Genomic DNA, 23627 nt, shown 5'->3' on the forward strand with positions numbered 1-23627 from the left:
GGCATCCGGCCGGCGTCAGGGCGCAGCGCCATCCAGCAACTGCCGCCAGCCGCCGAGAAAACCGATGCCGGGCCCCGGCACCCACAGGCCGCGCTGCGCGGCTTCCAGGTGAATCAGCGTCTGGTCCGCGCAGAACAGGGCCATCAGCGCGTCGCGGCGGTCGTGCATCCAGTCAGGCACGGCATCGGGCCGCGTCGCCGCATAGGCCCGCAGGCCGGCGTCCCAGCGGCGCGCGTCGAATACGAAGCGATCGTCCCGGCCCGCATCGCGCGACAGCGCAAACAGCGCAAACGCCGCTTCGAGCCACTGCGCGCCCTGCCCGACGTCGTCGAAATCGAGCACGCCGTTCACGGCGCCCCCCACGTACAGCAGGTTGCCCGCGTGATAGTCGCCGTGCAGCCAGTGCACCGTGCCCGTCAGCCAGCGTGCGGCAGCGTCGAGATGCGCGTCGATCCGACGGATCATCGTCCCGTAGTGGTCGCTCAGGTCCCCCGGCAACGGCGGCGCGGCGCGCGCGGCAACGCGTGCGTGCCGCGCCGACAGCCAGGCCAGCGGCGCCGATTCGGTCACGGGTATCGCCGCCAGCGCCGCATGCAGATGCGCGAGCGCACGCATCGCATCGATCGCGCCCGCCTCCGCTTCGTCCGGCAGGCCGGGGCTGCCGTCGATATGCTCGAACAGATGCAGCCAGCTTCCGTCAGGCAGTCGCACGCCGGATTGCGCGTCGACGGTCGGCCGCAGGCGCGGCAGCGCCGGCAGCATCGGCGCCGTCCGCGTATCACCGAGATGACCGAGTATCGCCGCCTCGCGATCCACCTGCCCGACCGGCTTGCCGGACCACGATACGCGCAGCACCGCGCGTCCCGCATCGCACTCGACGAGATACGTTTTGTTAGTATGGCCCGACGCCAGCGCCTGCATGCGTGCAGGCCCGATGTTCCAATACCGGTGAAGCCACGGTTCCAGCGTTTTCACGTCACTCCTACTCGTTGCATTGACCATGTCAGAGCGTCCTTCGGCCCGCATGCGGGACATCAACATCGAATGGCTGACGCGCGCCGCCGAATTCGACCACCTGTTCCAGACGCGCTGGCTCGGCGAGCGCTTCTTCCACTTGCCCGGCGACATGCTCGCGCTCCAGGAACTGATCTGGCGCGAGCGTCCCGACTGCATCGTGCAGACCGGCATCGCGGCGGGCGGCGGCGTCGTGTTCTCCGCGTCGATGCTGGCGCTGAACGGCGATCGCGGCCGTGTCGTCGCGATCGAGCCGCGCCTGCGCGACGACGTCAGGCAGCGCCTGCAGTCGCATCGGCTCGCCGATCGCATGGTGCTGATCGAAGGCGAGTCGTGCGCGGCCGACACGCTCGCATCGGTACGCGCGCAGATCCCGCACGATGCGCGCGTGATGGCGATCCTCGACCTCACGCATACCCACGCGCACGTGCTGCGCGAACTCGAATGCTATGCGCCGCTCGTGACGCCGGGCAGCTACGCGATCGTGATGGATACCGTCATGGAATACCTGCCCGCGTCGATGTTCGACAGCAAGCCGTACGGCAAAGGCAACAACCCGGCCACCGCCGTGCGCGACTATCTCGACCGCGACGACCGGTTCGAGGTCGACTACGACATCGAAGACCGCGTACTCATGACGCTGTCGCCAGGCGGTTTCCTGAAGCGAGTTCGCTGATCAGGCGCGCGGCCTCCGCCGAGCCGTCACGCGCGTAGCTCGCACGGATCCGCGCCGCCTGCTCGCGCAACGAACCGGGGCGCAACAGGCACGCGAGCGCATCGGCAATCTCGGCCACGCCGGCCTGCTGCAGATCCAGCACGCGCCCCGCGCCGGCCCGCTCGACGAAGTGCGCCGAATGAAACTGGTCGTTGCAGAACGGCGACAGCAACATCGGCACGCCGCATGCGAGCGACTCCATCACCGAATTCGCGCCACCATGGCTGACGAACGCGTGCGTGCGTCGCAGCAGCGCCAGTTGCGGCACGTAACGCACCGCGATGACACGCGCGTCGTCGGCCGGCAGCAGATCCGCATCGACCAGCTCGCCCACCGACAACACCAGTTGGGCCGGCGTCGCGCGCGCCGCCTCGATGACTTTCGCGAACACATCGGGATGGTAATAAAGCTGGCTGCCGAGCGACATGTAGACGAGCGGACGATCGGCATCGAGGCGCTCCCACGGGAACGGCGTCTCGTCGCCACGCGGGCCGGACGGCAGCGCGGGGCCGACCAGTTCGACACCGGGCGGCGGCGCGCCGACCAGCGCGTCGGTCGTGAACGCGAGCGTCAGGTGCGGCGACAGGATGTCGCAACCGCGAAAGCGCGCATCGAGCCCGTAGCGCGCGAACAGCCGGGTGCGTTCCGGCGCCAGCCATCGCACCGTGCGCAGCAATTCGGAGTCGAGATCGTCCGGCAGCACCGGATTCAGCGAATTCGACATCGCCACCCACGGCAGCCCCTCCAGCTCGGCGGCGATCGCCGCCGCATAGAGCAGCGGATCGATCACGACCACGTCGGGCCGCCAGTCGCGCAGCACCGCGCGGATGCCGTCCACCTGTGCGGGCGCCAGGTCGATCAGCAGCGTGCGGATCCAGTGCCGCAGCCAGTCCGCGTCGCGGATGTTCGCGGCAAAGCTCGCGCCGCGCGACAGGTCGTGACGCTCGGGTGTCTCGCGCGGCCCGACGAACGCGAAGCCGCCGGCGGCGTCGAGCTGGGCGCTGATGTCGGCCGGCGCATAGAACGCGACGTCGCAACCGGCGGCGCGCAGATGCTGGGCCGGGCCGATGCACGGATTGACGTGCCCTTTCTCGGGCACCACGCAGAACAGGATGCGTTTCATGAGCGGCTCAGGTTGGGCGATGCGCGGCATCGAGGGGAGTGTCGAGGCGGTTGAAATGATCGAGGATCAGCGACAGCGTCGTCCACAGCACGCGTTCGTTGTCCGTTTGCAGCGTGGGCGCGTCCAGACCGAGCGTGTCGGCCAGCGCGTGCGTGCGGTCGCGATCGAGCAGCGTCGCGAGATCCATCGCCGGGGCGAGCCGCCCGCGCTTGGGGCCATGCACGAGCCGGTCCGGCAGGTTCAGGCGCGCACCGAGATCGCGCAGGCATTGCTTGTCCGGATCGGGGGCGATGCTGGTCAGATGCGCGACGACGGCATCGTCGACGAACGGCGGATGCAGGTCGACCGACGCCGCATCGAACAACGCATGGCACAGCGGCAGATAGTTGGCCGACTGGTCGCGGCGCAACACCTGGTCCGCGCCGTCGCCGGTGATGGCCACCTCGACGCCGTCCGCGGCCATCGCCTCGGCCAGCAGCAGCTTCGCGACCGGATGCAGGTTGAACATCGGCTCCTCGACCGCATGGGTCGTTCTCGGCAGCGCCGCGACGAAATCCGCCTCGTTCACGCGCACGAGCTTCACGTTCGCCTGCATCTGCCCGGCCAGTTCGAGTGCCGCATCGCGTTCGCAATAGTCCGGCATGTCGGTCACGAGGATGTAGGACGTCACGTGCCGCTGCGCGCCCAGTTCACGCAGCAGCGCAAGCAGCAGCGCCGAATCGAGCCCGCCGCTCAACGCCAGCGCAACGCGCTTGCCGCTGTCGAGCGCACGTTGCAGCGACGCGCGCAGCACGGTTTCCAGATCCGCGTGCTGCGGCCGCCCGGGTGCCGGCTGAACGGCCAGCCCTTGCGGCGAACGGATCAGCGCATGGCCGGGCGGCACCGCGCGCACGTCGCGCAGCACGGTGCGGCCGACCAGGCGCTCGCCGCTCAGGTAGCCCGCGATGGCCGCCGCGTCCGGCTCGCCGGCCGGTTGCGCCGACGCGCGCAGGACGGCCCGGATGCCGGACGCCGCCGTGCCGCTGCGCGGATGGTAGTGAAGCCGGTCGAAGCCGAACAGGTCGCGCGTGCCGACGATCATGGATAACGAGCCTTCAAAGAGTCCACTTCAATGCGTTTGAGGATGCGGTGCGGCGCCACCGGCGCGCTGCCGCCCTGGCAATGCAGGCACGCTTCGAGCGGCGCCTCGCGTTGCAGATAGGCGAGCATCGCGTCGAGCATGCCCGCGTCGTCGCGCAGCGGCAGGCCGTCGGATCGAAAATCCTTCTCGCCCTTGTAGAGCGTGTGGAAATGCGCCGGACGCGTGCACGTGTAGAACATGCCGTCGCGAATCATATGGCAGCGCTCGCGAATCCAGCAATCGTGATAGAGGCGCTGCGCGGCGTCCCGGTCGGTGCCGGGCTGTGCACGGTTCATCGTCGTAAACACGTCCTGCACCTTCCAGTTCAGGCGCACGTCGAAGCGCGCGGCCTGGTGCTCGATGTGCGCGACCAGGTCGGCCGAAAGCGACGGCTTCGGATAGCGCGAGATCGTCAGCGCGTCCACCGCCTGCCAGAACGCGTCCGTCATCTCGCCGAGCTTCAGGCCATTCGTCGTGACGGAGATCACGGGCGCGATACCCGTGGCGCGCACGCGCCCGACGAGCTCGACGAGCGCCGGATGCAGCAGCGGTTCGCCGCCGACCAGCTTGAACATGCGCGGGCGCAGCACCTTCGCCGCACGGCGCAGATCGGCCTCGAGCGATGCCGGGCTCGCATACCACTCTGGCAGAAGCGGCGACAGCGAACAGCATTCCGCGCACGTCAGGTTGCAGTGGTCGACGATATGCGCTTCCAGCGAGCGCGTCAGGACGCGCCCGTCTTCGACACGGTAGTCGCGATCCAGCGGCGGCGGAAATACGTGCTGCCGCTCGCCCGGCGGCGACGTCGGATGCGGCATCCGGTTCAGGTTCGAATTCACTTCAGCGTCCTGCTTCGATGCAACGGGAAAAGAAATCGACCAGGCGGTCGCGGGCATCCACCATCGCGGATGCCATCGTCACCGCGCCGCTCAGATGCGACGCGAAACGCGACGGGTCGTCGAGCCAGCCTTGCACGATCCAGAGCTTCAGCGCGTGCTGCAGGCATGCGGCATCGACCGCCCAGGCAATGCGTGCAGGATCCACCGGCCGCACCCGCAGGTATGCGCGCACGAACGCTTCCGCCAGCTGCGGCGCTTCCAGCGGCAAATGATTCAGGCAACGCACCAGTTCGTATTCGCGCGGCGCGCCGATCGTCGCTTCCCAGTCGAGGATCAGCGGCGGCAGCGTGCTCGTGAACAGATAGTTGAACTGGTTGTAGTCGTTGTGGATCGGGTGCTGCGGATCGTCGGCGGGAAACGCGTCGATGCTGCCCGGATAGTAGCGGTCGAGCATGCGCAGCGCGAGATCGACGTAGCGGCGCAGGTTCGCGGCGTTCTCGTTCGAGCGTGCGTGATTCAGCGCATCGAGCAAACTGCGCCGCACCGCATCCGCGTCGATCGCGATCAACCGCGCACGGATCGTGTCGAGCGATGGCAGCTGAAGCCGTTCGAGACTCAGATGCAACGCGGCCAGGCTCGCGCCGAGCGCCTCCCATTCGGCCGGCGAAAACGTGTCGTAGGTTCTGAACTGCCCGGTTTCCCAGCGCGTGAGCATCGCGTGGGCGTTCGCCCCCGTCCACAGCGGTGCGCCGGCTGCCGTGCGTTTCAGCGCCTGCACATGGAAACGTGTATCGCCGTGCGTCTCGAAGTGCGCGAGCACCGCCGCTTCCCTGGCCGCACGCGCCTGATGCCCGGCCGCGTAGAGCTTGACCGCTACGCCACCGTCATCGGTCGGCAGGTGCCACACGCGTTCGCTGACCTGGCGCAGCGGCCCGCTACGGCCGAGCGCGCAGGCTTCCAGGATCTCGTCGAAGGTCGCGGCGAGCGGGCCCATTCAGATGTGCTCGGCCGGCCCGTGCCGATACGGATGACCGGTCAGGAACGTGTTGTGTCCGACATAGCGCAGCTTGTACATCGCGGGCCGGAACAGCACCGAAGGATCGTTGTTCGCGATGCCGAGCAGCGGATACAGGTCCTGCCGCACGAAGAATGCGTTGTTGCCCATGTCGTCGCAGCAGACGAGTTCATATCCCTTCTGCCTGCCGAGATGCACGAGCGATTCGAGGCTCGCGCCGTAATAGGTCGAGCCGTCCCATTCGTGATCCGGGTTGAAGCACATGACCCAACGCTCGGGCGGCGTGTAGTACGGGTTGTATTCGATCACGACGATGCGCGGCTTGAACGCCTGCAGGCCACGCCAGACCCAGTAGTCGTTGCCGTCGATATCGATCGACAGCAGGTCGAAGTCGGTCGGCGTGTTCGCGTCGGCGAGCAGATGATCGACCGTGTCGGGCTGGACGCGGTCGTGATGCAGGCGGATGCGCTCTGCACCCGCGTAGTGCGCGGCCAGCTTGCCGAACCGGTACGCGCTGCCTTCCACCAGCACGCCGGCCCAGTCCTGTTCGCGCAGCAACCGGGCGGTGTTGCTGTTGCGCAGGCCGTCGCTGGCGCCGATATCGACGCAGAACCGGTTGACCGGCGCGATCCGCTCCATCAGGCGCGACAGGATGCCTTCCTCGGTGCCCTGCGCGTACAGGCTTTGCGCAAGGCCGGACAGGTCGAGCGGGAGAGGATGGTCCGGCATCGGGGGCGGCTCCGGGTCGAAATGGGGAATGATGATTGGCGTTCGGTGGGTAATTTACCCGAAGTCGATTCGCGGGAGGAAACCGGAATGAGAAACGCTGCCGGGCCGCGCGGCAAGCGGAAATGAAAAAGCCCGCATCGACAACGATGTCGATGCGGGCCCGATTTACTTCCGGCGGTTCGCTCCGTGGGGACGGCTGGAGGTACTGCTTGCCTGTCCAGCCGCGGCACTTGGCCGGAGGAAGCCTCAGGACACTTATTCCTGCCCCTGGCTCGTCAGGAACTCCTCGTAATTCCCGCCGAAGTCGAACAGCGTGCCGTCCGTGCGCACTTCGATGATCCGGTTCGCCAGCCCGCTCACGAATTCGCGGTCGTGCGACACGAAGATCAGCGTGCCTTCGAACTGCTCGAGCGCGATCTGCAGCGACTCGATCGATTCCATGTCCATGTGGTTGGTCGGCTCGTCCATCAGCAGCACGTTGTGGCGGCCGAGCATCAGCTTGCCCCAGATCATGCGGCCCTTCTCGCCGCCCGACAGCACCTTCACCGACTTCTTGATGTCGTCCGACGAGAACAGCAGGCGGCCCAGCGTGCCGCGCACCATCGTTTCGTCGTCGCCGTCCTTGCGGTACTGGTCGATCCAGTCCATCAGCGTGATGTCGTTCGGGAACTCCTCGTACGTGTCCTGCGGCATATAGCCGACATTCGCGTTCTCGGACCACTTCACCGTGCCGTGCTCGAGCGGGAGCGCGCCGAGCAGCGAACGCAGCAGCGTCGTCTTGCCCGCGCCGTTCTCGCCGATGATCGCGATCCGCTCGCCCGGCTGCACCGACAGGTTGAAGTTCTGGAAGATCGTGCGCTCGTACTTCTTCGTGATGTCTTCCGCGACCACCGCGACGTTGTGCAGCTTCTTCTCGAACTCGAAGCGGATGAACGGGTTCTGACGCGACGACGGCTTGAATTCCTCGATCTTGATCTTGTCGATCTGCTTCGCGCGGCTCGTTGCCTGACGGGCCTTCGACTTGTTCGCCGAGAAGCGGCGCACGAAGTCCTGCAGCTCGGCCACGCGCTCCTTCGCGCGCGCGTTCGCCGCGGCCTGGCGCTCGCGCGCCTGTGCCGATGCGAGCATGTAGTCGTCGTAGTTGCCCGGCCAGACCTTCAGCGTGCCGTAGTCCATGTCGGCCATGTGCGTGCACACCGAGTTCAGGAAGTGACGATCGTGCGAGATGATGATCATCGTCGAGTTGTACTCGTTGAGCGTGTGCTCGAGCCAACGGATCGAGTTGATGTCGAGGTTGTTGGTCGGTTCGTCGAGCAGCAGCACGTCCGGCTTCGAGAACAGCGCCTGCGCGAGCAGCACGCGCAGCTTCCAGCCCGGTGCGACGTCGCTCATCGTGCCGTTGTGGAACTTCTCCTCGATGCCGATGCCGAGCAGCAGCGCGCCCGCGCGCGCCTCGGCGTCGTAGCCGCCGTATTCGGCGAACTTGCCTTCGAGCTCGGCGGCGTGCATGTAGTCGTCGTCGGTGGCTTCCGGGTTCGCATAGATCGCGTCGCGCTCGGTCATCGCGGCCCACATCTCGGTGTGGCCCATCATCACGACGTCGAGCACGCGCACGTCTTCGTACGCGAACTGGTCCTGGCGCAACTTGCCCAGGCGCACGTTCGGCTCCAGCGCGACGTTGCCGGCGCTCGGCTCGAGGTCGCCGCCCAGGATCTTCATGAACGTCGACTTGCCGCAGCCGTTCGCGCCGATCAGACCATAGCGGTTGCCCTCGCCGAATTTGACCGAGATGTTCTCGAACAGGGGCTTTGGCCCGAATTGCATCGTGATGTTGGCAGTAGAAAGCACGGCAGGTCCCGTTAAAGGATAAATCGACGGAAAACCGTGTATTTTAGCAGGTGTCGGAGAAACTGCCGACCACGCCGTTCCGGCAGCGCATTCCAGCCCCCTGGACGGCCGCCCGGCGGCCCGCCAACACGACGGCACGCGCCCCGCCGCCGCCTGACAGGAATCCCGCATGCTTGCCAGCCAGCTTCGCGAACAACTCGTCGGCGCGTGGCGCCTCGTGTCCTACGAAATCCGCCCGCGCGACGGCAGCGCCGTCACCTATCCGCTCGGCCGCGACGCGCGCGGCTGGATTCTCTATACGCGGGACGGTTACATGTCGGCCCAGCTGATGGCTGCCGGCCGCCCGCCGTACGCGAGCGGCGATCTGCACCGCGGCACCGAGAGCGAGTGCACGGCCGCCGCACGCGGCTACATTGCCTATTCAGGCCCCTTTCATCTCGACGACGACGGCACGCTGACCCACGAAATGGACGTCAGCCTGTTCCCCAACTGGATCGGTAACGTGCAGCAGCGGGTCTTCAGGCTCGACGGCGATCGCCTGCAGCTCGGCACCGTCGGCCCCGTGCGGATCGACGGCCGGGAAGTCGACGCCGTGCTGCTGTGGGCGCGCGCGGGTAGCTGACGCGCCACGAACGGTCGACACGGTTCGCCGGGGCGATACATCGATACGGCCAGGCGGCGGGTCGTTGCGTGCCTGCGCCGCGCACGGAACGGTTGCATCGGCCGCACGCGCGTCGCGCTCACCGCGCGACGCACATCCGTCACTTGCCGGCTTTCGCGGCGGCCTTCTGGGCCGCCGTCGCCTTCACCTGCCCGAACAGCTCCGAGCACGGCACGTCCTTGTTGTTGCTCGGCGCGATCAGCGGGATCAAGGCCGCGAACGGGTTGATCAGGCCGAGGCCGACCATCGCGCCGGCGCGCAGCGCGAGCGCGCCCGCATCGACGCCGACCTTCGGATCCTTGAACGTGCCCTTCGCATACAGCGGCGAGCGCAGCGAGAAGATCCGGAAACCCTTCGTGTGCGGATGGATCTTCAGGTCGAGCGTTTCGTCGCGCAGGCTGATCGGGCCGTCGACGTTGATCAGCGCGTCGTCGGTATCGAGCGCGAATACCTTCGGGTCGAGCATCCCGTTGGTCGCGACGAAGTCGACTGCCGCGCAGTTGATCTTCACGTCATTGTTGCCGAACAGCTTCTCGTACACGACGTTCGCGACGTTCAGCCCCGCCGCCTCCATCAGCAGGCGGCTGATGCGGCCGTCCGTGACGAGCGCCTTCACTTCGCCGGTCGACGTCGCGGCCAGCGCAGCCGGCGAGTTGCCGGTCGCCGACAGCGACGCGTCGCCGTTGATCTCGCCGAGCGCCGACTGCATCACCTTCTGCGTGGGAAACAGCTGCTTGAGCTTCAGGTGCCGCGCGGCCACCGTGAAGCGGCCCTTCAACGGCGCGCCGCTGCCGTCGAGGTGCGCGGTCGTCGCGAGCGTACCGCCCGCGACGCCGAACTGCAGCGGTTCGAGCGACAGCACGCCGTCCTGCATCACGATGTGCGTGTACAGGTTCGTGATCGGCAGGTTCGAACTCTTGATCAGCTTGCGGCCCGTGAACTTGACGTCCGCGTCGATCTCGCGCCAACGATCGGTACGGAACGTCTCGACCGGCAGCACTCGGCCCGGCGGCTGGCGTGTCGTGTCACCGCGCCTGGCCTTGCTTGCGGCCGTATCCGCGCCGATCACCGGCGCGAGGTCCGAGAACTGCAGCAGGTTCGACACGAGCTCGCCCGACAGCTTCGGCCGCGGCTCGCGCTGCTCGTACACCAGCGTGCCGCCGAGATCGCTGCCGCCGACGCGGCCGTTGAAGTTCTCGTAGCGGAACGTGCTCGCGCGCCGCTTGAAGTTGCCGATCAGCCGCCCTTCCGTCGCGTAAGGCGGCGTGTCGGGCAGCGTGATGCCGGTGAGCTGGTAAAGGTGCGACATCGACGTGCCCTGCAGCCACAGCCGCAGGTCGATCGCCGCGAGATGCATCGGATCGGTCAGCGTGCCGACGATCGCGAGCCGCGTGTCGCCGGCCTTCACGTCGGCCTGCAGCGGGAACGGCCGCGACGCATCCTGGATCGCCAGCACGCCGCCGAGCTTGCCGGTACCGCTGATCGGCACGTTCTTGTAGCGGCCGTCGACCTTCAGCCCGAACGCATAGGTCGGGCCGGACGGCTTCGCGGGCGCCGCGACGCCGCTTGCGCCGCTTGCAGGAGAAGCGGAAGCGGCGACCGACGCCGATGAAGCGGACGACGACGAAGCCGATACCGCCGCAGATGCAGCCGAAGCCCGCACCCCCGACGCCGCGCTCGCGGCCTGCGCGGCGGACGCGCCCGACGCGGCTTCCGCGTTGGCCTTCGCGCTCAGTTGCGCGGCGCCGCGCTTGCCGACACGCTGCGCGGATGCCGCGCGCGACGTCTGCTCCTGCTCCTTCAGCACATCGCCGAGGGGAATCGGCTGCCCGAGCGTATCGATCGCGACGGTCAGGTCGGCCTTCGTGATCGCGTCGCGATACGTGACGGTGCCCTTCGCGAAGCCGAAGCTGTCGAGCCGCACTTTCCACGGCGACGGCTGCGACGATTGCTTGAACTGGAAGGTCCACGTGTTGCGGCCGTCGGCGAGGCGCTCGAGGTCGACGGCCGGATTCACGACGTCGATCGACGGAATGACGATTTCATGCGCGAGCAGCGGCAGGATCGCGAGGTCGAAGTGCGCGGCGTCGAGCGTGACGAACTTGGGCGTCTTCGCCCAGTCGGGGTTGCCGATCTCGAGTTGCGTGGCCGAAAAGCTCGGCCAGGGCACCCAGGCACGCCAGCCGGTTTCGCCGTCGGGGCGGCGCCAGCCGACCTTGAGATCGCCGTTGATCGCGAACGGGCGGCCGAGTGCGGCACTCACCTGTTCATTGACCCACGGCTTCGCGCGGTTCCAGTCGAACGTAAAGAGAAAGACGCCGGCCGCCGCGATGAGCACCGCGACGATACCGACGATCCATGCAGCCGATTTGCCGATGGCTCGGGTAAGCGTCATGGCGGTTCCGTTGTTGTTCTGAAATGTCGCCGCACCATGCCGGGCCGCTTGCGTGGACGAACGGCGCGCGACACCCGCGGCTTTTCAGTCGGTATTATGACGCACGCCATGGTGACGTTTCGGCGCCATTAACGCTTTTTTTCATTTGTGACATGACAGCCCCCACCGGCCTCATCGATGCGCAGCACATCACGCGGCGCGACGCCAGCAGCGGCAAGACCCTGCTCGCCCCGACCGATTTAAGCCTCGCAGCGGGATCGCGAATTGCTGTCACGGGACCGTCCGGGTCGGGCAAGAGCGTGCTGCTGCGCGCGCTTGCGCTGCTCGATCCGCTCGACGGCGGCCACATCCTGTGGCGCGGCAAACGGATCCGGCGCAGCGCGATCCCGCGTTACCGGCGCAGCGTCGCCTATGTACGCCAGCGCCCCGCGCAAATGGACGGCACCGTCGAATCGCAGTTGCGCTATCCGTATTCGCTCGCGATCTATCGCGACGTCGCGTTCGATCGCGCGCGCGCCGAAGCGCTCGCCGCGCAGGCCGGCCGCGGCCCCGACTTTCTCGACAAGCGCGCGAGCGACCTGTCGGGCGGCGAAGCGCAGATCGCCGCGCTGCTGCGCGTGCTGCAGCTCGATCCCGACGTGCTGCTGCTCGACGAGCCGACCTCCGCGCTCGACCCCGAATCGGCGCGCGCGATCGAGTCGCTCGTCGGCGCATGGTTCGACGCGGCGCCCGACGCCCGCGCGTACATGTGGATTTCGCACGATCCGGCCCAGGCCGCACGGATCGGCACGATGCGGCTCGTGATGCAGGCCGGCGTGATACACGTTGCCAACCCGACGGAGGCAACCCAATGAGCCCCGCACTGCAGGACCTGAGCCTCGTCGACGTCGGCATCGCCGCCGCGCTCGTCGCGGTCAACGGCGCGATCTCGATGGCACTGTCGCTCGGCCTCGGCCGCAAGCTCGCGCTCGCGGCCGTGCGCACCGTCGTGCAGTTGCTCGCGATCGGCTACGTGCTCGGCTGGGTATTCGGTCATCCTCACTGGTACATCGTGCTGCCGCTCACCGCGCTGATGACCTTGATCGCAGGGTTCGCCGGCGCGGGGCGCGGCAAGCGCACCTACCGCGGCCAGCGCATCGACAGCATCGCGTCGATCTGGTTCAGCAGCTGGTTCGTCGCGGCGGTCGGCCTGTTCGTCGTGATCCGCATCCATCCGTGGTACGCACCGCAATACGCGATTCCGATCCTCGGGATGATTCTCGGCAATACGCTCACGGGCGTGTCGCTCGGCGTCGAGCGGATGATGGAGGAGCTCACGGCGCGCCGCGACCGCGTCGAAACCGCACTCGCGCTCGGCGCGACGCGCTGGGAAGCCGCGCAGGACGCCGCGCGCCAGGCCGTGCGTGCAGGCATGCTGCCGACGCTGAACCAGATGGCCGTCGTCGGCGTCGTGAGCCTGCCGGGAATGATGACGGGGCAGGTGCTGGCCGGCCAGTCACCGCTGCAGGCCGTGCGCTACCAGATCGTGATCATGTTCCTGATCGCCGCGGCTTCCGCGCTCGGCACCGTCGGCGCGGTGCTGATGACCTATCGCCGGCTGTTCTCGGCCGATCACCGCTTTCTCGCATCGCGGCTCGAGGAACGCGCGCACTGACACGCGGAAGTCGCCGCGCGATGCGTTCGCGCGGTTCGCCGGTCAGCGCGCGCCGCGACGCTTGCCGATCGCCTGCCGCAATGCGGCCACGATGTCCGCGTCCGCTGCGAGCCCGTCGACCGACGCAACGAGCCGCACCGCGCGCGGCGTCGTCACATAGGCCTGCGCGCCGACATAGCCGCCGCTGCCGGCCGAGCGTGTCGTCACGACGAGCGCCTGCGGCGCCCGCGCGCCGAGGTCGGCCGTGAACGCGTCGGTGACCGTACCGTCACGCGCGTGCAGCGCGCCCGTCACGTAGTCGTCGGTATCGAAGCCGGCGGCGGCATGCGCGGTCGAATACACCCGCACCGCGTAGCTGCCGGTCGAGCACGGTTCGAGCGCGCCGCTCGACACGACGGCCACCTGCTGCCGGGACGGCAGCCCGACCTTTTTCACGAAACCGCAATCGTCGGCCGCGTGCGCGTGCATGGCGGCGAACGCAATGGCGCACAACAATGCGCGGATTCGGCATTTCATCGGGATGTCGTTACGGGAAGTGGATGATGCGGGCGAGCATAGCGTGACATTCGCATGACGTCACGCTGGTCGACGCGCGACGCCGCCGCACGCCGTGCTGCTGCCATACCGTTGCAGCAGCACGGCACCGCGAGCAGGTCGCGGGAAAGCACCGTGACGGCGACACGAAACGCTCACGCGCCGCTGGGCCCGCCCGCACGCCGAATCCGTTGCGCGCGCACCGGTTCCGGCAGCGGCCCGCGCGCGCCGTTCAGCGCTTGATCGACACCGTCACCTTCGTGCCGTCGCTCATCGTGACGGACTTCGAACCGCCGTTGGTCGGGATCGACACCCACTTCACCTGGCTCACCGACGCGACGTCCGGGCATTGCAGCGACTTGCCGCCGACCGTCACGTTGCGCGTGCCCTTCGGCGCGGCCGCCTGGAAGCTCATCTGCACGTTGGCGACGCCCTTCGCGTCGATCGACGGCGCGAGCCGCACCTGGGTCTGGCGGACCATCGCGCCGTTCGCGTCGCGCGGCAGGCTGTCGGCGTTCGGGCAACCGTCCGGCATCGCGACCGCACCGCTCGGCGGCACCGACTTCCAGTTGAAGTCGTCCGTCTCGCCCGAGCGGATCTTGCGGGTCTCCTGCGTGTTGCCGAAGGTCTTCGAGTCGACCTTGACGGTGTATTCGAGCTGTCCGGTGCCGCCGCCCTTCAGGCTGCCCTTGACCGGCGGCGCCGCGAATACGCTCGCGCTGACGCACGCCGCCGCGAACACGACCGACCACGATGCGGCGACTGACAAGCTGCGTTGGCTCATGCTGACCTCCTTGGTATGCGGCGGCACGCGCGTGCCGCGCGGTTTTCGATGCATGATGCGCTGCCAGTCTACCGCCAAGCGGCATGCCGTGCGCCGCAAACGCATCGGGTGTTACCCCGCTTGCGTTCGCGGCGCCGCAACCTTACGCGCGATGCCGGCTCAGAAGCCGCTCAGCACGAGCTTGCCGATCGCGCGCCCGGCCTCGAGCAGCTGGTGCGCACGCCGCACGTTCGCGGCATTGATCGTGCCGAGCTGTTCGCCGAGCGTGGTGCGCAGCGTGCCGCCGTCGACGAGCCGCGCGACTTCGCCGAGGATCCGGTGCTGCTCGATCATGTCCGGCGTCTCGAACATCGCACGCGTGAACATGAACTCCCAGTGAAACGCCGCACTTTTCGCCTTCAGCAGTTCGACCGGCACCGGCTTGTCGTTCTCGACGATCGTGCAAATACCGCCCTGCGGCCGGATTACCTCCGCAGCGGCGGGGAAATGACGATCCGTATCGTTGAAAATCAGCACGTAGTCGACGCTCGGATGCCCGGCCTCGCGCAACTGCGCAGGCAAGTCGCCGAAATGGTCGACCACCGCATCCGCACCCAGCGCACGCACCCATTCGGCCGAAGCCGGCCGCGACGCGGTCGCGATCACGTGCAGCTTGCCGAGCGCCTTCGCGAGCTGGATCGCGATCGAGCCCACGCCACCCGCGCCGCCGATGATCAGCACCGATTTGCCGGCGTCCGCACCCTGCGGCGACACGCGCAGCCGGTCGAACAGCGCCTCCCACGCGGTCAGTGCGGTGAGCGGCAGCGCGGCCGCCGCGGCGAAATCGAGCGTACGCGGCTTCAGCGCGGCGATCCGCTCGTCGACCGTATGGAATTCGCTGTTCGCGCCGGGCCGCGTGATGCTGCCCGCATAGAACACTTCGTCGCCGGGCCGGAACAACGTGACGTCGGCACCGACCGCGACCACCGTGCCGGCCGCATCCCAGCCGAGCACGCGCGGCGTGTCCTCGACCTGCGGCTTCGGCGCGCGCACCTTGGTGTCCACCGGGTTCACGGAAATCGCCTCGACCTTCACGAGCAGGTCGCGCGGGCCCGGCACGGGCTGCGGCAGCTCCACGTCGAGCAAGGCTTGCGGATCGTCGATCGGCAGATAACGGGTCAGTCCAACGGCCTTCATCACGAAACTCCTTCTGGAAACCTGGGGGCCGCGGCGCAGCCCCATGGACGTCATCGTAGGCAACCCGATCATTCGAGAAAACCGCTATATTTCCTGAAACATTTTCAGGAAATTCAGAATAATGGCCTCCGATCCGATTCCGGCCCCCGACAAGCCGCTCGACCTGCTCGACGTCGCGCTGTTCGTTCGCGCGGCCCTGCTCGCGAACGTCACCGCGGCCGGGCGCGAATTCGGCGTGTCGGCCGCGGTCGCGAGCGCGCGCATCGCGCAACTCGAGCGTCAGCTCGGCGCACGGCTGCTGCACCGCACCACGCGCCGCATCAGCCTCACGCAGGACGGCGAGGTATTCATGGCGCACGCCGACACGCTGCTGTCGGCGGCCGACGCCGCGCGCGCGTCGGTCGGCCACGGCCGCACCGAGCCGTACGGGCGGCTGAAGGTGTCGATGTCGTCGTCGTTCGGCCGGCAGCATGTCGCGCCGGTGATTCCCGCATTCCTGCGCCGCTATCCGTCCGTGTCGCTCGACCTGCGGCTGTCGGACGAGATCGTCGATCTGGTCGACGACGGCTACGACGTCGCGATCCGCCTCGGCGCGCTGAAGGATTCGACGCTCGTCGCGCGCAAGCTTGCCGCCAACCGCCGCGTGCTGTGCTGCTCGCCCGCGTATCTCGCCGGCCACGGCACGCCGCGCCATCCGGCCGACCTGACGCAGCACGAATGCGTGATCCTCGGCGACCAGCGCGACTGGTCGTTCACGACGCCGCAAGGCTCGCTGACCGTGCGGGTCGGCGGCCGGCTCGTCGCGAGCAATGGCGAAGCCATCCGCGAAGCGCTCGTCGACGGCTTCGGGATCGCGATCAAGTCGACCTGGGACGTCGGCCCGCTGCTCGCGAGCGGCACGCTCGTCACGATACTCGACGACTATCCGTTCGCCGACGACGTCGCGATCTGGGCCGTCTACCCGAGCCGCACACACGTGCCGCTGAAGACGCTCGCGTTCATCACGTTCCTGGCCGAGCATTTCGGCGATCCACCCTACTGGGATCGCGCGGACGGGCGATAGGCGCCTTCATTCGGCTCGCGCCGCGGGCGTGCCGGTTCGAGTCGGGCCTCGGGATTCGTCCCTGCCGCGACCGCCCGGTCCGGCCAACCGGCTACAATGGCGCGTTCGCGACGCAATGGCCCGCAGTCGAACGGGGCCGCGCACGCAGACGGCCGCCCATTGGCCGCGCACGCTTTTCATATGTCTCCCAACCATCCCGTCATGACCCACAACCTCGTCATCCAGAGCCTTGCGCCGCTGTCGGACGCCCATCACAAACCGCTGCTCGCGCTGTCGCGCGGCACCCGCATCGTGCAGACCGACGATCATGCGCTGCGCATCGAAGACGCGAGCCCGGCACAGCGCATCGACATCGACGCGTACTGCGGCACGCACGCGCTCGACTTCGCGTTCGTCGAGGCCGGCCGCACGCTCGCCGATTTCGGGCTCGCCGTGATGGACATGGATTCGACGCTGATCACGATCGAATGCATCGACGAGATCGCCGATTTCTGCGGGCTGAAAACGCAGGTCGCCGAGATCACCGAAGCGTCGATGCGCGGCGAGATCCGCGACTTCAACGAAAGCCTCACGCGCCGCGTCGCGCTGCTGGCCGGGCTCGACGCGCACGCGCTCGAACGCGTGTACGAGGAACGGCTGCAATTGACGCCGGGCGCCGAGACGATGCTCGCCGGCGTGAAGGCCGCCGGCATGAAGACGCTGCTCGTATCGGGCGGCTTCACGTTCTTCACCGAGCGGCTGAAGGCGCGCCTCGGCCTCGACTACGCGCATGCGAACACGCTCGAGATCGTCGACGGCAAGCTGACCGGCAAGGTGCTCGGCGAGATCGTCAACGCCGACGTGAAGGCGCGCCTGCTGCGCGAGACGTGCGCGTCGCTCGGCCTCGAGCCGAGCCGCGCGATCGCGATGGGCGACGGGTCGAACGACCTGAAGATGATGGCCGAAGCCGGGCTGTCGGTCGCGTACCACGCGAAACCCGTCGTGCGCGACGCGGCGACGGTCGCGTTCGATCACGTCGGCCTCGACGGGCTGCTGCGGCTGTTCTGATCCTGCCGCGCGTCAAATGAAAAACGCCGGCGCGATGTTGCATCGCGCCGGCGTTTTGTCGTGCCGGGGAACCTGACCGGCCGGCGATCAGCCGAGTGCGGCCTGCATCGCGCGTTCGATGTCCGCGCGCAGGTCGGCTTCGTCTTCCAGGCCGACATAGAAACGCACCAGCGTGCCGCGATGCGGCCAGTCCGGCCGCATCGACGCGACGTCGTAAGGCATCGCAAGGCTGCATGCACCGCCCCAGCTCCAGCCGATCGCGAACAGTTCGAGCGACTCGACGAAGCGGTCGACCTGCTCCGCGCTGTAGCGTTCGTCGAACACCACCGAGAACAGCCCGCCCGCGCCGGTGAAATCGCGCATGAACGACGCGTGCCCCGGGCAATCGGCCATCTGCGGATGCAATACCGACGCAATCTCCGGCCGCGCCTTCAGCCATTGCGCCAGCGCGAGCGCGCTCTTGCCGTGCGCGTCGAAGCGCACCTGCATGCTCGGCAGGCTGCGCAGCACGAGCGAGCAATCGTCGACCGACACGCCGATCCCGCAGCGCATCCGCGCGAGCTTCAGCTTCGCCTGCAGGTCGGCGCTCGCGGTGATCGTCGCGCCCATCAGCACGTCGCTGCCGCCCGACTGGTACTTGGTCAGCGCCTGCACCGAGATGTCGACGCCGTGCTCGAACGGCTTGAACGCGAGCCCAGCCGAAAAGGTGTTGTCGATCGCGGTGACGATGCCGCGCGCCTTCGCGGCCGCGGTGATCGCCTGCACGTCGGGCACTTCCATCGTCACCGAGCCGGGCGCCTCGATCCAGATCAGCCGCGTGTTCGGCTGGATCAGGTCGGCGATGCCGGCACCGACGAGCGGATCGTAGTAGCGCGCGGTGATGCCGAAATCCTTCGCGAGCCAGTTGCCGAAATCGGCGTTCGGCCCGTATACGTTGTGCGGAATCAGCACGTCGTCGCCGGCTTTCACGATCCCGAAATAGACGTTCATGATCGCCGCGAGGCCCGACGGCTGCAGCAGCGCATGCGTGCCGCCCTCGATCTCGGCAAGCCGCTGCGCGAGCGCGAGCGACGTCGGCGTCGAATGCAGCCCGTAGCGCCACTGGTTGTCGTTGTGCCAGACGAGCGCACGCATCGTCGCGAGATCGGGGAACACGACCGTCGACGCGCGCGCGACCGGCGGCACGAACGAACGGAAACCTTCCGGGATCACGTCGTCGGGTTGAACGATGCGGGTTTGCAACGCGCGCTTGGGAGTGGATGCAGTCATGACAGGAAGCCGGGCACGAGGCCGTTCGGTTGCGGAATAAGTCGCCAGATTAGCCAAAATCGGCACGATTGGCCCGGTACAATGCGCGCCGCGCGCGCCGAGCCAGCGCGGGTTCAGTTGTCGGTGCGCAGATTGACGACGCCGCCCACCGTCTCGATTTCCTGCACGCGGCCGTCGCGCACCTGCAGCGCCGCGCGCTTGCCCGGCGCGAGACGCAGCACGACGGGTTGCGGATCCGACTCGTCCGAGTTCATCCGGTCGGCCTTCAGGGTGCCCGTCGCGTCGAAGCGGCCGATCCACACGCCCGTGATGTTCGTGCCGTCGTTCGATTCCTCGATTTCAAGCGTGTCGCCGTCGCGATCGCCCGCGAGCAGTACGACCTCACCCGTATCGGCGAACTGGTATTCGCCGTGCACGCCTTCCTCGTCCGTCTTCGGGCCGAGATGCACGACGATCGGCCGGTCGCCGAGCATGCCTTCGTAGCGCGGCAGGCGGGCAAACTCCGGATTCGGCTTCAGCGGCCGCGCCGGTGCCGGTTCGTCCTGCTGCACGCCCGGCGCGACAGCCTGCGCCGCGACCACGCCCGGCATCGCCATGCCCGCCGCCAGCGCGCCCGCGACGACGAGCGCCCGTTGCCATTGCGAATATCGACCCACCTTGTGTTGCTCCTTGCTTCAGATTCGCTCGTAAATTGCGGCGATGCGCTGGCCGTCATACGAAGCCGCGGCCGGCGCGCGTATTGCGCATCAGCCTTGCATCAGGCGCTCCACCGCCTCGCGCTGCGGAATCGGCGCGACCGCGCCGTAGCCCGTCGTCGACAATGCCGCCGCGGCGTTCGCATAACGCGCCGCCGCGAACGGATCGTCGCCCGCGACGATCCGCGCGACGAAGGCACCGCCGAAGCAGTCGCCCGCGCCCGTCGCGTCGACGGCCTCGACCGCGAAGCCCGGCACGACGCGCCGCTCGTTCGGCGTCGCCACGTAGGCACCTTCCTTGCCGAGCTTCAGCGCAACGACCTGCGGCCCGTGTTCGAGCATCGCGTCGACGATCGCGTCGCGATCGTTCGCGCCCGTGATTGCCGTCACGTCGTCCCAGCTGGGCAGGCAGATATCCGTCTGGCGCAGCGCCTCGCGCATCACCGCGCGGGCGCGCGGCAGCGGCCACAGCTTCAGGCGCAGGTTCGTGTCGAAGCTGACCTTCGCACCGTTGCGGCGCGCGTGGTCGATCGCCGCGAACGCGGCGTCGCACGCGGCCGTGCTGATCGCGAGGCTGATGCCCGACAGGTGCACGGCCTTCGCGGCGGCCAGTGCGTCGAGCGGCAGGTCGCCCGCCGCATAGCGGCTCGCCGCCGAGCCCGCGCGCAGATAGTCGAACTGGTGGCCGTCGGCGCCGTGCGTGACGAAATACACGCCGGTCGGCGCCGTGCGATCGATCCGCACGTACGTCGTGTCGACGCATTCCGCGCGCCACATGTCGGCCAGCAGCCGGCCGAACGGATCGTCGCCGATCGCCGACACGAAGCCCGTCGACGCGCCCTGGCGCGCCGCCGCGATGCAGAAGTTCGACGTGTCGCCGCCGAAGCCCTGCAGGAATTCAGGCCGGCCCGGCTGCGACTGGTTGAATTCGATCATCGCTTCGCCGAGCGCGAGGATCTCCGGGAATACGGCGGCCACCGCTTAGACCTCGCCCCACAGATCGTGGCCGTCGGCGCCCGTGATCTTCACGGACACGAAATCGCCGACCTTGTAGCGCTTCGAGGCCTTCGCCGCCGGCTCGACATAGACGACGCCGTCGATCTCCGGCGCATCGGCCGCCGTGCGGCCGATCCCGCCTTCCTCGCTGACTTCGTCGATCAGCACCTTGAGGGTCTTGCCGACCTTGCGCTGAATGCGGTTCGCCGACACTTCCTCGGCGACTTCCATGAAGCGTGCGCGACGCTCCTCGCGAACCTCATCCGGCAGCGCGCCGTCGAGTTCGTTTGCCGTCGCGCCTTCGACCGGCGAATACGCGAAGCAGCCGACGCGATCGAGTTCCGCCTCGCGGATGAAGTCGAGCAGCGTTTCGAACTGCTCTTCCGTCTCGCCGGGGAAGCCCGCGATGAACGTGCTGCGGATCGTCAGGTCCGGGCAGATCTCGCGCCACTTCTGCACGCGCTCGAGCACCTTCTCGGCGTTCGCCGGACGCTTCATGCGCTTCAGCACTTCCGGATGCGCGTGCTGGAACGGCACGTCGAGATACGGCAGCACGTGGCCCTTGAACGAACCTTCGGCCATCAGCGGAATCACTTCGTCGACGCTCGGGTACGGGTACACGTAGTGCAGGCGCACCCATGCGCCGTACTGTGCCGCGAGTTCGCCGAGCGCGGCGACCAGGTCGGTCATGCGTGTCTTGATCGGCTTGCCGTTCCAGAAGCCCGTGCGGTACTTCACGTCGACGCCGTACGCGCTCGTGTCCTGCGAGATCACGAGCAGTTCCTTCACGCCCGACTTGAAGAGGTTCTCGGCTTCCAGCATCACTTCGGCGACCGGGCGCGACACGAGGTCGCCGCGCATCGACGGGATGATGCAGAACGTGCAGCGGTGGTTGCAGCCCTCGGAGATCTTCAGGTACGCGTAGTGGCGCGGCGTGAGCTTGATGCCGGCCGCCGGCACGAGGTCGGTGAACGGGTCGTGCGGCTTCGGCAGGTGCGAATGCACGGCCTGCATCACTTCGCCCACCGCGTGCGGGCCGGTGACGGCGAGCACCTTCGGATGGACTTCCTCGATCAGGTTCGAGCCGCTGGCGCTCGACTTCGCGCCGAGACAGCCGGTGACGATCACCTTGCCGTTCTCGGTCAGCGCTTCGCCGATCGCGTCGAGGCTTTCCTGCACGGCTTCGTCGATGAAGCCGCAGGTGTTCACGACGACGAGGTCGGCGCCGTCGTAGGTGCCGGAGATTTCATAACCTTCGGCACGCAGTTGCGTGATGATCTGTTCGGAATCGACGAGGGCTTTCGGGCAACCAAGCGAAACGAACCCTACTTTGGGGGATTGGGACATCTGGAATGTGGGGGCGTGGCAGCAAAAGCGTGAGTTTACAGCGATTTAGGGGCGGCGAGCCAAAACAAGTAGCCGACGGTAACGTCGATCGACAGCTAGAGCATGCGGCGCGGCGGGCGGCCGACAGCGAATATGGCGCTTGATGCGTCCCTATCACTTCGTGACGAAGGGCTGTCGGCGTGCCGTCAGCACCATGTGCGGCAGGGCGCGCCCCAGTTTTTCTTGCGCGCTGTGCGGGATGTCGCGATTCGTTCGTATCGCATATCGCAGTTTCCTGATAGGCCGCAGGCATCTTCGCGTGTTGTCGAAACCGGCCTCCACATGAAACCACGCCACTTCGGCGCCGTTTTCGTTATGCCTTTCGCATTGCGAGTCGAACTGATCGAGGCTCGGAATTTCCATTTACCCACACTGCTTCCGGATGACGAAGCCGTGTAATCACGTGTAATGGATCTACCGCACGAGGGAGATTATTTTCATTGCGCGTGGCGTTTAAGTTTCACGTCACCGGCATCGGAGTTACTGACGGAAACCTGACATCCGAGATGTATCGACGAAACCACGCGATTTCCGGGCATCCAATGGCAATTGCCAGGGCCGCGACCTCTGTCGGGTGCATGTTCCGGTTCCAGGTCTGTACGGGATCGCTCGCTCCAAAGCATGAGCGTCTCTCATACCTTATGGAGACTATGAATGACGTCGCTTCTTTACACTACATCAGGCTCGAGGCCTCGAAAAGACTGGATGAAAGACACGTTCTTTCCACTTGTGCGAGAAGAGTACGGTAATCAGGCGGTGTACGTGGCCGGGCGCGCATTCGGTGCCAGTTGGGCAATCGGCCTAATTGGTCCAGACTTCTACAATCAGTCGGGGAAGATGCCCGATGGATACCCATGGAATGGGAAACCTCCGAGCAATACCTGGCCGCCCGAACCGTTCAACGAGAATACCTATCATTATGACGGGACACCTCCACGCAAAACCGATACGTGGATCCGCGCACACTTGATAAATCAAGGCATGGGCGGTAATACCGACTGGAAGAACCTCGCGCCATTTACGAAGATCGGCAACTCGAATCATGAGACCGTCGAGACATTTATTCGAAATTTCCTGACAGCCAGCCTGAGCTGGGACAATGGTCGTAGCGACGATAGCAGCACGCGCTGGATCGGCGTGTACTACTGCGCACAATGCGCCGTCGAACCGCTTTCCCATCAAATAGCCCAGACGGACTTGTACTCGTACGCCCCCAACTTCATCAAGCTTACCTGGCGCGCCGTAAGCTTGGATAAACCGAAATCCACCCTTTCACAAGAAGACGTTCGAAAGAAGGCCAAGGAACAAGTGACCAGCGGGACCTTAAGCCCTGTAGCAGTACTGCCATTCAGGATCCAGAACTCGCCAGTGAAGACACCGACGCTCCCGCCGGGCTATACGGCCGGCGGCCGCGTGCAGGGCACGCTGCCACCCTTTCTCGCCAGGCCGGCACAGCCCAACGGGTTCGACGGAGAGGTAGAGATTCACATCCCGGTGTAATGCGGGGGAATCTCACGCCCTCGCACCCCAATCACGGGCATATGAAGAATCAAGCCGAATGGAT

At 67.0% G+C, this 23627-nt stretch carries 23 protein-coding genes; 7 read left to right on the forward strand and 16 right to left on the reverse strand.

Features of this window, described 5'->3' with window-relative positions; genetic code table 11:
* Nucleotides 1-15 precede the first annotated feature (15 nt).
* Nucleotides 16-1002 (reverse strand): phosphotransferase, encoded by a 987-nt coding sequence (locus DPV74_RS10630; protein WP_205571904.1) that lies wholly within the window; start codon nucleotides 1000-1002, stop codon nucleotides 16-18.
* On the opposite strand from DPV74_RS10630, the gene DPV74_RS10635 reads away from it, so the two are divergent.
* Nucleotides 1001-1690, forward strand: a complete 690-nt coding sequence (locus DPV74_RS10635; protein ID WP_119337120.1) for a cephalosporin hydroxylase family protein — start codon at nucleotides 1001-1003, stop codon at nucleotides 1688-1690. The two genes, DPV74_RS10630 and DPV74_RS10635, sit on opposite strands and share 2 nt — an antisense overlap.
* Here the strand turns inward: DPV74_RS10635 and DPV74_RS10640 are convergent.
* From DPV74_RS10640 to DPV74_RS10665, 6 genes are all read right to left on the reverse strand, one after another.
* Nucleotides 1647-2852 (reverse strand): glycosyltransferase, encoded by a 1206-nt coding sequence (locus tag DPV74_RS10640; protein WP_119337133.1) that lies wholly within the window; start codon nucleotides 2850-2852, stop codon nucleotides 1647-1649. The genes DPV74_RS10635 and DPV74_RS10640 overlap by 44 nt on opposite strands.
* 7 nt (nucleotides 2853-2859) lie before the next feature.
* Nucleotides 2860-3933 carry an asparagine synthase-related protein gene (locus DPV74_RS10645; protein ID WP_119337121.1) on the reverse strand — a complete coding sequence of 358 codons (1074 nt, stop codon included), beginning with the start codon at nucleotides 3931-3933 and terminating at the stop codon, nucleotides 2860-2862.
* The gene (locus DPV74_RS10650; RefSeq protein ID WP_233634251.1) at nucleotides 3930-4790 is read right to left on the reverse strand and encodes a 4Fe-4S cluster-binding domain-containing protein; all 861 of its coding nucleotides are present in this window, start codon (nucleotides 4788-4790) and stop codon (nucleotides 3930-3932) included. Before DPV74_RS10650 ends, DPV74_RS10645 begins: the two co-directional genes overlap by 4 nt.
* 22 nt (nucleotides 4791-4812) lie before the next feature.
* Complete coding sequence (locus DPV74_RS10655) at nucleotides 4813-5805, reverse strand: phosphotransferase enzyme family protein (RefSeq protein ID WP_119337122.1); 993 nt, start codon at nucleotides 5803-5805, stop codon at nucleotides 4813-4815.
* Nucleotides 5806-6555, reverse strand: a complete 750-nt coding sequence (locus tag DPV74_RS10660) for an FkbM family methyltransferase (RefSeq protein ID WP_059696628.1) — start codon at nucleotides 6553-6555, stop codon at nucleotides 5806-5808.
* A gap of 255 nt (nucleotides 6556-6810) precedes the next feature.
* On the reverse strand, nucleotides 6811-8403 hold the full coding sequence (locus tag DPV74_RS10665) for an ABC-F family ATPase (RefSeq protein ID WP_027787281.1): 1593 nt from the start codon (nucleotides 8401-8403) through the stop codon (nucleotides 6811-6813).
* Between the two features lie 169 nt (nucleotides 8404-8572).
* Here DPV74_RS10665 and DPV74_RS10670 point away from each other — a divergent pair, with 169 nt between their 5' ends.
* Nucleotides 8573-9025 (forward strand): lipocalin-like domain-containing protein, encoded by a 453-nt coding sequence (locus DPV74_RS10670; RefSeq protein WP_027787280.1) that lies wholly within the window; start codon nucleotides 8573-8575, stop codon nucleotides 9023-9025.
* A gap of 139 nt (nucleotides 9026-9164) precedes the next feature.
* Here DPV74_RS10670 and DPV74_RS10675 read toward each other — a convergent pair whose 3' ends face one another.
* On the reverse strand, nucleotides 9165-11459 hold the full coding sequence (locus DPV74_RS10675; protein WP_119337123.1) for an AsmA family protein: 2295 nt from the start codon (nucleotides 11457-11459) through the stop codon (nucleotides 9165-9167).
* A gap of 152 nt (nucleotides 11460-11611) precedes the next feature.
* On the opposite strand from DPV74_RS10675, the gene DPV74_RS10680 reads away from it, so the two are divergent.
* Together DPV74_RS10680 and fetB are read left to right on the forward strand one after the other, a co-directional pair.
* Nucleotides 11612-12313, forward strand: coding sequence for an ATP-binding cassette domain-containing protein (locus DPV74_RS10680; RefSeq protein ID WP_027787278.1), 702 nt, complete (start codon nucleotides 11612-11614; stop codon nucleotides 12311-12313).
* A complete protein-coding gene (gene fetB, locus DPV74_RS10685) occupies nucleotides 12310-13113 on the forward strand; it encodes an iron export ABC transporter permease subunit FetB (protein WP_021159773.1) in 804 nt (267 codons plus the stop codon). The genes DPV74_RS10680 and fetB overlap by 4 nt, the downstream gene beginning before the upstream one ends.
* Nucleotides 13114-13155: 42 nt before the next feature.
* Here fetB and DPV74_RS10690 read toward each other — a convergent pair whose 3' ends face one another.
* The 3 genes from DPV74_RS10690 to DPV74_RS10700 all read right to left on the reverse strand — a co-directional run bounded on the left by DPV74_RS10690 (nucleotide 13156) and on the right by DPV74_RS10700 (nucleotide 15607).
* The gene (locus DPV74_RS10690; protein ID WP_027787276.1) at nucleotides 13156-13629 is read right to left on the reverse strand and encodes a PliI family lysozyme inhibitor of I-type lysozyme; all 474 of its coding nucleotides are present in this window, start codon (nucleotides 13627-13629) and stop codon (nucleotides 13156-13158) included.
* Nucleotides 13630-13879: 250 nt separating this feature from the next.
* Nucleotides 13880-14431 carry a DUF6013 family protein gene (locus DPV74_RS10695; protein WP_027787275.1) on the reverse strand — a complete coding sequence of 184 codons (552 nt, stop codon included), beginning with the start codon at nucleotides 14429-14431 and terminating at the stop codon, nucleotides 13880-13882.
* 159 nt (nucleotides 14432-14590) lie between these two features.
* Complete coding sequence (locus tag DPV74_RS10700; protein WP_027787274.1) at nucleotides 14591-15607, reverse strand: zinc-binding alcohol dehydrogenase family protein; 1017 nt, start codon at nucleotides 15605-15607, stop codon at nucleotides 14591-14593.
* Between the two features lie 121 nt (nucleotides 15608-15728).
* On the opposite strand from DPV74_RS10700, the gene DPV74_RS10705 reads away from it, so the two are divergent.
* Nucleotides 15729-16670: a LysR family transcriptional regulator gene (locus DPV74_RS10705; RefSeq protein WP_119337124.1), complete on the forward strand. Its 942-nt coding sequence runs from the start codon at nucleotides 15729-15731 to the stop codon at nucleotides 16668-16670.
* Nucleotides 16671-16871: 201 nt separating this feature from the next.
* On the forward strand, nucleotides 16872-17717 hold the full coding sequence (gene serB, locus DPV74_RS10710; protein ID WP_027787272.1) for a phosphoserine phosphatase SerB: 846 nt from the start codon (nucleotides 16872-16874) through the stop codon (nucleotides 17715-17717).
* 87 nt (nucleotides 17718-17804) lie between these two features.
* Here the strand turns inward: serB and DPV74_RS10715 are convergent, their stop codons facing one another.
* The 5 genes from DPV74_RS10715 to DPV74_RS10735 all read right to left on the reverse strand — a co-directional run bounded on the left by DPV74_RS10715 (nucleotide 17805) and on the right by DPV74_RS10735 (nucleotide 22426).
* Entirely contained in the window at nucleotides 17805-18986 is a 1182-nt protein-coding gene (locus DPV74_RS10715; RefSeq protein ID WP_027787271.1) for a cystathionine beta-lyase, read from the reverse strand.
* Between the two features lie 113 nt (nucleotides 18987-19099).
* The gene (locus tag DPV74_RS10720; RefSeq protein ID WP_119337125.1) at nucleotides 19100-19642 is read right to left on the reverse strand and encodes a hypothetical protein; all 543 of its coding nucleotides are present in this window, start codon (nucleotides 19640-19642) and stop codon (nucleotides 19100-19102) included.
* Nucleotides 19643-19732: 90 nt separating this feature from the next.
* Nucleotides 19733-20659, reverse strand: coding sequence for a sugar kinase (locus tag DPV74_RS10725; protein WP_119337126.1), 927 nt, complete (start codon nucleotides 20657-20659; stop codon nucleotides 19733-19735).
* Nucleotides 20660-20662: 3 nt separating this feature from the next.
* Nucleotides 20663-22024: a 30S ribosomal protein S12 methylthiotransferase RimO gene (gene rimO / locus DPV74_RS10730; RefSeq protein ID WP_119337127.1), complete on the reverse strand. Its 1362-nt coding sequence runs from the start codon at nucleotides 22022-22024 to the stop codon at nucleotides 20663-20665.
* A 153-nt stretch (nucleotides 22025-22177) separates the two neighbouring features.
* On the reverse strand, nucleotides 22178-22426 hold the full coding sequence (locus tag DPV74_RS10735) for a hypothetical protein (RefSeq protein ID WP_119337128.1): 249 nt from the start codon (nucleotides 22424-22426) through the stop codon (nucleotides 22178-22180).
* Nucleotides 22427-22768: 342 nt separating this feature from the next.
* Between DPV74_RS10735 and DPV74_RS10740 the strand changes: the two genes are divergently transcribed.
* Complete coding sequence (locus DPV74_RS10740) at nucleotides 22769-23563, forward strand: hypothetical protein (RefSeq protein WP_124918538.1); 795 nt, start codon at nucleotides 22769-22771, stop codon at nucleotides 23561-23563.
* The last annotated feature ends 64 nt before the right edge of the window (nucleotides 23564-23627 follow it).

The organism is Burkholderia sp. HAN2018 (assembly GCF_024704855.1).
GTDB lineage: Bacteria > Pseudomonadota > Gammaproteobacteria > Burkholderiales > Burkholderiaceae > Burkholderia > Burkholderia cepacia.

Bases quoted from the DNA above. Each gene is read 5' to 3' on its own strand.
- DPV74_RS10645 (WP_119337121.1), bottom strand. From the start codon at position 3,933: ATGATCGTCGGCACGCGCGACCTGTTCGGCTTCGACCGGCTTCACTAC.
- DPV74_RS10740 (WP_124918538.1), top strand. From the start codon at position 22,769: ATGAAAGACACGTTCTTTCCACTTGTGCGAGAAGAGTACGGTAATCAG.
- rimO (WP_119337127.1), bottom strand. From the start codon at position 22,024: ATGTCCCAATCCCCCAAAGTAGGGTTCGTTTCGCTTGGTTGCCCGAAA.
- DPV74_RS10655 (WP_119337122.1), bottom strand. From the start codon at position 5,805: ATGGGCCCGCTCGCCGCGACCTTCGACGAGATCCTGGAAGCCTGCGCG.
- DPV74_RS10630 (WP_205571904.1), bottom strand. From the start codon at position 1,002: ATGGTCAATGCAACGAGTAGGAGTGACGTGAAAACGCTGGAACCGTGG.
- DPV74_RS10715 (WP_027787271.1), bottom strand. From the start codon at position 18,986: ATGACTGCATCCACTCCCAAGCGCGCGTTGCAAACCCGCATCGTTCAA.
- DPV74_RS10675 (WP_119337123.1), bottom strand. From the start codon at position 11,459: ATGACGCTTACCCGAGCCATCGGCAAATCGGCTGCATGGATCGTCGGT.
- serB (WP_027787272.1), top strand. From the start codon at position 16,872: ATGACCCACAACCTCGTCATCCAGAGCCTTGCGCCGCTGTCGGACGCC.
- DPV74_RS10680 (WP_027787278.1), top strand. From the start codon at position 11,612: ATGACAGCCCCCACCGGCCTCATCGATGCGCAGCACATCACGCGGCGC.
- DPV74_RS10700 (WP_027787274.1), bottom strand. From the start codon at position 15,607: ATGAAGGCCGTTGGACTGACCCGTTATCTGCCGATCGACGATCCGCAA.
- DPV74_RS10640 (WP_119337133.1), bottom strand. From the start codon at position 2,852: ATGAAACGCATCCTGTTCTGCGTGGTGCCCGAGAAAGGGCACGTCAAT.
- DPV74_RS10735 (WP_119337128.1), bottom strand. From the start codon at position 22,426: ATGGAAATTCCGAGCCTCGATCAGTTCGACTCGCAATGCGAAAGGCAT.
- DPV74_RS10695 (WP_027787275.1), bottom strand. From the start codon at position 14,431: ATGAGCCAACGCAGCTTGTCAGTCGCCGCATCGTGGTCGGTCGTGTTC.
- fetB (WP_021159773.1), top strand. From the start codon at position 12,310: ATGAGCCCCGCACTGCAGGACCTGAGCCTCGTCGACGTCGGCATCGCC.
- DPV74_RS10690 (WP_027787276.1), bottom strand. From the start codon at position 13,629: ATGAAATGCCGAATCCGCGCATTGTTGTGCGCCATTGCGTTCGCCGCC.
- DPV74_RS10660 (WP_059696628.1), bottom strand. From the start codon at position 6,555: ATGCCGGACCATCCTCTCCCGCTCGACCTGTCCGGCCTTGCGCAAAGC.
- DPV74_RS10705 (WP_119337124.1), top strand. From the start codon at position 15,729: ATGGCCTCCGATCCGATTCCGGCCCCCGACAAGCCGCTCGACCTGCTC.
- DPV74_RS10650 (WP_233634251.1), bottom strand. From the start codon at position 4,790: ATGCCGCATCCGACGTCGCCGCCGGGCGAGCGGCAGCACGTATTTCCG.
- DPV74_RS10635 (WP_119337120.1), top strand. From the start codon at position 1,001: ATGTCAGAGCGTCCTTCGGCCCGCATGCGGGACATCAACATCGAATGG.
- DPV74_RS10670 (WP_027787280.1), top strand. From the start codon at position 8,573: ATGCTTGCCAGCCAGCTTCGCGAACAACTCGTCGGCGCGTGGCGCCTC.